General features: G+C 71.2%; 7 protein-coding genes. 4 read left to right on the top strand and 3 right to left on the bottom strand.

Annotated features, from left to right (window positions below; all coding sequences use genetic code 11):
- Positions 1–40: 40 nt before the first annotated feature.
- The 4 genes from ACLL9L_RS11060 (at position 41) to ACLL9L_RS11075 (ending at position 3,699) form a co-directional block, all read left to right on the top strand.
- Positions 41–1,228 carry a cysteine desulfurase-like protein gene (locus tag ACLL9L_RS11060; RefSeq protein WP_411284710.1) on the top strand — a complete coding sequence of 396 codons (1,188 nt, stop codon included), beginning with the start codon at positions 41–43 and terminating at the stop codon, positions 1,226–1,228.
- Between the two features lie 117 nt (positions 1,229–1,345).
- Positions 1,346–1,744, top strand: a complete 399-nt coding sequence (locus ACLL9L_RS11065; protein ID WP_411284711.1) for a YciI family protein — start codon at positions 1,346–1,348, stop codon at positions 1,742–1,744.
- On the top strand, positions 1,741–2,967 hold the full coding sequence (locus ACLL9L_RS11070) for an RNA polymerase sigma factor (protein ID WP_411284712.1): 1,227 nt from the start codon (positions 1,741–1,743) through the stop codon (positions 2,965–2,967). The genes ACLL9L_RS11065 and ACLL9L_RS11070 overlap by 4 nt, the downstream gene beginning before the upstream one ends.
- A 366-nt stretch (positions 2,968–3,333) precedes the next feature.
- Positions 3,334–3,699 carry a DUF4190 domain-containing protein gene (locus tag ACLL9L_RS11075; RefSeq protein ID WP_411284713.1) on the top strand — a complete coding sequence of 122 codons (366 nt, stop codon included), beginning with the start codon at positions 3,334–3,336 and terminating at the stop codon, positions 3,697–3,699.
- Positions 3,700–3,708: 9 nt separating this feature from the next.
- Here the strand turns inward: ACLL9L_RS11075 and ACLL9L_RS11080 are convergent, their stop codons facing one another.
- From ACLL9L_RS11080 to ACLL9L_RS11090, 3 genes are all read right to left on the bottom strand, one after another.
- Positions 3,709–4,926, bottom strand: coding sequence for a pyridoxal phosphate-dependent aminotransferase (locus ACLL9L_RS11080; protein ID WP_411284714.1), 1,218 nt, complete (start codon positions 4,924–4,926; stop codon positions 3,709–3,711).
- A gap of 23 nt (positions 4,927–4,949) precedes the next feature.
- Positions 4,950–6,458 carry a polyprenol phosphomannose-dependent alpha 1,6 mannosyltransferase MptB gene (gene mptB, locus ACLL9L_RS11085; RefSeq protein ID WP_411284715.1) on the bottom strand — a complete coding sequence of 503 codons (1,509 nt, stop codon included), beginning with the start codon at positions 6,456–6,458 and terminating at the stop codon, positions 4,950–4,952.
- Positions 6,459–6,487: 29 nt separating this feature from the next.
- The coding region (locus ACLL9L_RS11090) for a hypothetical protein (RefSeq protein ID WP_411284716.1) at positions 6,488–6,672 on the bottom strand (185 nt) is incomplete at its 5' end.

Raw genomic sequence — 6,672 nt, forward strand, 5'->3', positions numbered from 1 at the left:
TCGCGCTCGTGCGGTGATGATGGGTGCGAGGATCGGCCCCGTGACCTACGACGTGACCGCCATTCGCTCCCAGTTCCCCGCCCTCGCTGACGGCGCCGCCCACTTCGACGGACCGGGCGGCTCGCAGGTGCCGTCGGCCGTCGGCGCGGCGATGGCCGCCGTGCTCACGTCGGGCATCTCCAACCGGGGGACGGTGACCCGGGCGGAGCAGCGTGCGGAGGACGTCGTCCGGGAGGCCCGGGCCGCGTTCGGCGACTTCATCGGGACCGACCCGCGGGGGGTGGTCCTCGGGCGGAGCATGACCGCTCTGACCTACGACCTGTCGCGGGCCATGGCGAAGACGTGGCGGCCAGGTGACGAGGTGGTCGTGACCCGGCTCGACCACGACGCGAACATCCGTCCGTGGGTCCAGGCAGCGGAGGCGGTGGGCGCCACGGTGAGATGGCTCGACTTCGATCCCGAGACGGGAGAGCTGGACTCGCTGGAACCGCTCCTGACCGACCGGACGCGGGTCGTCGCCGTCACGGCCGCGTCGAACCTCATCGGGACGATGCCCGACGTGCGGGCCATGACGGACCTCGCTCGTGGTGCCGGCACGCTGAGCTACGTCGACGGCGTCCACTACGCCGCCCACGCGCTGGTCGACCGCAACGCCCTCGGCGCCGACGTCTTCGTCTGCTCGCCCTACAAGTTCCTCGGCCCCCACTGCGGGGTCCTCGCCGCCGACCCCGAGCTCCTGGAGTCGCTGCACCCGGACAAGCTCCTGCCGTCGAGCGACGTGGTGCCAGAACGGTTCGAGCTCGGGACGCTGCCCTACGAGGCCCTCGCCGGCGCCACCGCTGCGGTCGACTTCCTCGCCGGGATCGGCGCGGACGACGGGCTGGGCCGGCGAGCAGCGCTGGCTGCGGCCTGGACCTCGATCGAGGAGCACGAGGACCGGCTCCGCGACCGGATCGAGGCGGGCCTCGTGGACCTCGGCGCGACGGTGTACTCACGGGCAGCCCGACGCACCCCCACCCTGCTGGCGTCCATCGCGGGCCACGAGTCCGCGGCCGTCCGACAGCACCTGGCCGAGGCCGACATCAACGCGCCGGCGGGGTCGTTCTACGCCCTCGAGGCCTCCCGCCGGATCGGTCTCGGCGACGACGGTGCACTGCGGATCGGGGTCGCCCCCTACACCGACGACCAGGACGTCGACCGGCTGCTTGCCGCCCTCGCCACCCTGTGAGGTATCGGCCCGGCCAGGTCACCACGGCTCGGACGGTGGGCTGTCGAGCGGGCAGCGCCGGCTTCGACACACTCATGACGATGCCATTCGGGCGTCGCCGTGACCAAGGAGCGCACAATGAAGTACATGCTGCTGATGAACCACATCCAGACCCCGGCCACGGCGCCGGCAACCGAGTGGACGTCCGAGGACGCCAAGGCAAGCGGCGAGGCCATGGGCGCCATCCACCAGGAGCTCACCGAACGCGGGGAGTTCGTCGGGGCCGAGGGGCTGACCGGGCCTGACGCCGCCAAGATCGTGACGTTCGACGGTGCTGGTGCGCCAGTCGTCACCGACGGGCCGTTCCCTGAGTCGAAGGAGTTCCTCGCCGGCTACTGGCTCATCGACGTCGAATCCGAGGCGAGAGCGATCGAGATCGCCGCCAGGACGTCTGCGGCGCCAGGCCCCGGCGGAGCGCCCACGGCCCGCGAGATCCAGGTGCGGCCGGTGATGGTCCGACCCGACATGCAGCCGTGACAGCTGCTTCCGGGATCGAGGACCTGCTGAGGCACCTGGCGCCAGGCGTGCTCGCGGCCCTCACCCGACGCTTTGGCGACTTCGACGACGCTGAGGACGCCGTCCAGGAAGCGCTCCTGGCGGCGGCGACGCAATGGCCGGTCGACGGAATCCCTGACCATCCGTCCGGCTGGCTGATCGTGGTCGGCGGCCGTCGGATGATCGACCGCGTGCGACGCGAGCAGGCGCGCAGGCGACGCGAGGACCTCGTGGTCGCGCAGGAGCCGACGGCCGGACACCCGCCCGTGCCCGATCGCGACGACTCGCTCCTGTTGCTCTTCCTGTGCTGCCACCCGGCACTGACCCCTGCCTCGGCCATCCCCCTGACTCTGCGTGCCGTCGGTGGCCTGACCACCGCCGAGATCGCCCGCGCCTTCCTCGTCCCGGAAAGCACCATGGCGCAACGGATCAGCCGCGCCAAGCAGCGGATCAGGGCATCGGGTGTGCCCTTCATGCCGCCGGGTCGTGACGATTGGGACGACCGGATCAGCTCGGTGCTGCACGTGCTCTACCTGCTCTTCACCGAGGGGTATGCCGCGAGCACCGGCACCCTCGTGGCCCGCAGCGACCTGGCTGTGGAGGCGATCCGCCTGACCCGGATGGCGCACGCCTCCCTGCCGGACGATCCCGAAGTGGCCGGTCTGCTGGCCTTGATGCTTCTGGACGAGGCCCGCCGACCCGCTCGGAGCGGACCGCATGGCGAGCTGGTCTCCCTTGCAGAGCAGGACCGCTCGCGCTGGGACCGGGCCCTCATCGCCGAGGGGGTTGCGATGGTGTCTGCCGCCCTGCCCCGGGGAAGGGTCGGCGAGTACCAGCTGCAGGCCGCGATCGCGGCCGTGCACGACGAGTCGGCCTCGGTCGAGGACACCGACTGGCCACAGATCCTTGCCCTCTACGGTCTGCTCGAACAGATGACCGGCAACCCCATAGTGCGGCTCAACCGCGCGGTCGCCACTGCCATGGTCGACGGGCCGACGGCCGGGCTGCAGCTTCTCACCGACCTTGACGAACGCCTGTCCGGGCATCACCGCCTCGATGCCGTGCGGGCGCACCTGTTCGAGATGGCCGGCGACCACCCGAAGGCCATCACGCTCTACCTTCGTGCAGCCGCGCGCACCACCAGCGTCGCGGAGCGCGACTACCGGATGGCGCGCGCCGCCAACCTGAGCGCACGGGGCGAGTAACTCAACCCCGGAGTGACGCCGGCCACGACGGCCTCGGGGAGCCCGTGAGACCCCGGGTGGACAGAACGTGCTCGGTTGGTCCATCCGAAACCATTCACGCACATGCGCACGCCCGTGTGGGACGAGACCCTCCGCCAGTAGTGGGGCACCATCGAGACGCCAAGAGGACGTCACCCCAACCCTCGACGAGGTCGGCAGCGGCACGGTGACGCCGCCCGCGACCTGACGGCCAGGGGGTTCGCGCGCCGACCTCCTGGCGGGAGTCCCCGCCAGGGCGAGGCACGGCATACGGGACGGAGGTGTGCTCGATGACAGGATCCTCATGCTCGCCAACCGCGGGCCCACCCGCTGACGTATCGTGCCGATGTGAGCCAACCGCCGCGGGACCAGCCGGACGACGTGCAGGACGTGGTCCCCGGCGCGCCGATGCCGGCCTACGACCGCGAGGACGGCGGGGTCGGGGCGGCGACTGCGGGCACCAGCGCGACGGTGGCCTTCGTGCTGGGCATCCTGTCGGTCGTCGGTATGCCGTTCTTCGGGCCGGTGGCCTGGATCCTCGGGCGCCGGGCCGTGCAGGCCGCAGATGCCGCCGACGAGACCGCGGGGAGCAACCGTGGGGTCGCCGTCGCCGGCATGGTCCTCGGCATCATCGGGACGGTGATGCTCGTCGTGGTCGTCTTCGCCGTCGTGGCGTTCGTGGTGTTCGTCGTCGCGGGCACCCGGACCCCCTGACGACCTGACCTACTGGCTGTAGCCCTCGAGGAAGTCGGCGATCCGCCCGATGGCCTCCGTGAGGACGTCGACATCGGGGAGGGTCACCAGCCGGAAGTGGTCCGGCTCGAACCAGTTGAAGCCGGTCCCGTGCGTGACGAGGATCTTCTTGGCGCGCAGCAGGTCGATGACGAACCGCTCGTCGTCCTCGATCGGGTAGACCGCGGGGTCGAGCCGGGGGAAGCAGTAGAGCGCGCCCTGCGGCTCGACGCACGAGACGCCGGGGATGGCGTTGAGCAGCTCGGACGCGAGCTTGCTCTGCTCGTGGAAGCGACCGCCCGGCACGATGAGCTCGGTGATCGACTGGTAGCCACCGAGCGCCGTCTGGATCGCGTGCTGCCCCGGGACGTTGGCGCACATCCGCATGTTGGCCAGGAGGGTGATGCCCTCGAGGAAGTCCTCGGCCAGGTGCCTCGGGCCGGAGACCATGACCCAGCCCGCGCGGAAGCCGCAGACCCGATAGGCCTTCGACAGCCCGCTGAAGGTCAGGCAGAGGACGTCGTCGCCGGCATACGTCGCCGCGTGGTGGTGGACGTGGTCGTCGAAGATGATCTTCTCGTAGATCTCGTCGGCCATGACGACGAGCTGGTGCCGGCGGGCGATGTCGATGAGTCCCCTGACGACGTCCGCGCTGTAGACCGCGCCGGTCGGGTTGTTGGGGTTGATGACGACGATGGCGTGGGTGCGCTCGGTGATCTTCGACTCGATGTCCTCGAGATCGGGGTTCCAGCCGTCGGCCTCGTCGCAGCGGTAGTGGACCGGGGTGCCGCCGGCCAGGGTCACGGCCCCGGTCCACAGCGGGTAGTCGGGCGCCGGCACGAGGACCTCGTTGCCGTCGTCCACGAACGCCGTCAGCACCATCGAGATCAGCTCGGACACGCCGTTGCCGATGAACACGTCCTCGACGACGGTCTCCGTCAGGCCCTTGGACTGGTAGTACTGCGCCACGGCCGTCCGGGCCGAGTAGATGCCGCGCGAGTCGCTGTAGCCCTGCGCCTCGGGCAGGTTGTGGATCATGTCGGCGAGGATGGCCTCGGGCGCCTCGAAGCCGAAGGGCGCCGTGTTGCCGATGTTGAGCTTGAGGATCTTGTGTCCCTCGGCCTCCAGCCGCTGGGCCTCCTGGAGGATGGGGCCGCGCACGTCGTAGCGGACGTGCTGCAGCTTCTTGCTCTGGACGATCCGGCGCATGGGCTCAACCCTCCCACGCTCGCCTAGCGCTGCGGCGCGGGCTCGACGAGGCGGAACAGATCGCGCCAGGGGTAGCGCCGCACGGTGTGGACGGCCCGCACGGCCAGCACCACCGTCACAGCGATCATCAGCGGCACCCCCACCCAGGTCGTCGTCAGGGCGAGTCCGTAGCCGCCGGGCAGGACGGCCACGGCCAGGAGCGACGCGACCGCCGCGAGGAGGGTGAGGCCCCGACGGTCGGTGGTCGTCGCAGCGAGGATCGGCAGGGCCCACAGGAGGTACCACCCGTGGAAGGCCGGCGCGAGGACGACGACGGCCAGGACGGCGAGCCCGGCCGACTGGCAGACGAGGCGCCGGTCGTGGCTGTGCCTGACGGCGTGCAGCCAGATCACCACGAGAAGGCCCCCGAGTGCGAGCAGGGCAACGGCTCGGAAGCCCTCGATGGCGCCGTCCGTGACGTCGGCGCCGAAGAGGTGGCCGATCGCCCCCACGGCCATCCCGAACGACGTCGAGACCGAGGTCCACTGGATGCTCTTGCCGGGCGTCCCGAGGGCCGGCAGCCAGGAGAAGCCGAGCCCGGTGGCGAGGCTCAGCCCGGTGAAGGCCGCCAGGGTCGCGGCGCCCGCGAGGGCACTGCGACCGATGAGCCGCAGCCAGGTCATCGCCCTCGCGCCGTCGTGGTCGACGGCCCAGAGGATGGCGATGAACGGCGCCACGACGACAGCCGGGACCTTGATGGTCATGGCCAGCGCGACCGCCAGGAGCGCCCAGACGTAGTGCCGCCCGAGGGCGAGGGCCAGGCCGGCGAGCATGCCGGCGACCATCAACGCGTCGTTGTGGGCCCCGGAGACGAGGTGGCCCCCGACGATCGGCGTGAGGAAGCCGAGCCAGGCTGCACGCACGGGGTCGACGCCGAGCCGGCGGGCGATGGTCGGCACCGCCCACACCATGACGACCACGCCGGCGACGGCGAGCAGGCGCAGGAGGAACAGGGCCACGAGCTGGTGGCCCCCCGAGACGGACGCGGCGCCGCGCGCCAGCAGCATGAAGACCGGCCCGTAGGGTGCCGGGGTGTCGAGCCACACCTGCGAGACCGAGAGGGCCCACGGCGACTGGAGGTCCTGGACGCCCTGGGTATAGGGGTCGAGGCCGACGTCCAGCATCAGCCCCGTCGCGGCATACGAGTAGATGTCCCGGCTGAAGAGGCTCGCGCTGAGCAGGAGGGGCCCGAACCACAGCAGCGCCGTATGGGCCAGCCAGCGGACCGTGACGTCGAGGTCCCGCAGGGCCCACCAGGCGTAGATCATCGCGCCCAGCGCGATGAAGACGAAGGAGGCCGCGAGGGGAGAGCCGCCGACGGCCCGCCACGGGACCAGGCCCGGCCAGACCCCCGGGAACTCACGCGGGACCGCCGCACAGAACCATGACGTCAGCGCGAGGACGAGGCCCGCGACGAAGCCCACGAACCGCCACCGCCCCGGGGGCAGCTGCTGTTTCGACGGTCGCAGCCGATCGGGCACAGCCAGCTTCACGGATCTCCTCCTCGGGGGGCCCCGCAATCCTAAGGCGCCCCGGCGATCGACCCGACGAACCGTGCGATGGCCTCGAGGCAGCCCGGGTCACCCTCGAGGGTCGGGAGGTGAGCGACGCCGGGCAGCCTGACACACGTCGCGCCGCGGATCCGCTGCGCCGCTGACTCGCTCCGCGCCTGGAACTCGACGAGGTCGAGTTCGCCGACGAGGACAA

The sequence above is a fragment of the Lapillicoccus sp. genome (genome assembly GCF_046595215.1).
GTDB lineage: Bacteria > Actinomycetota > Actinomycetes > Actinomycetales > Dermatophilaceae > Lapillicoccus.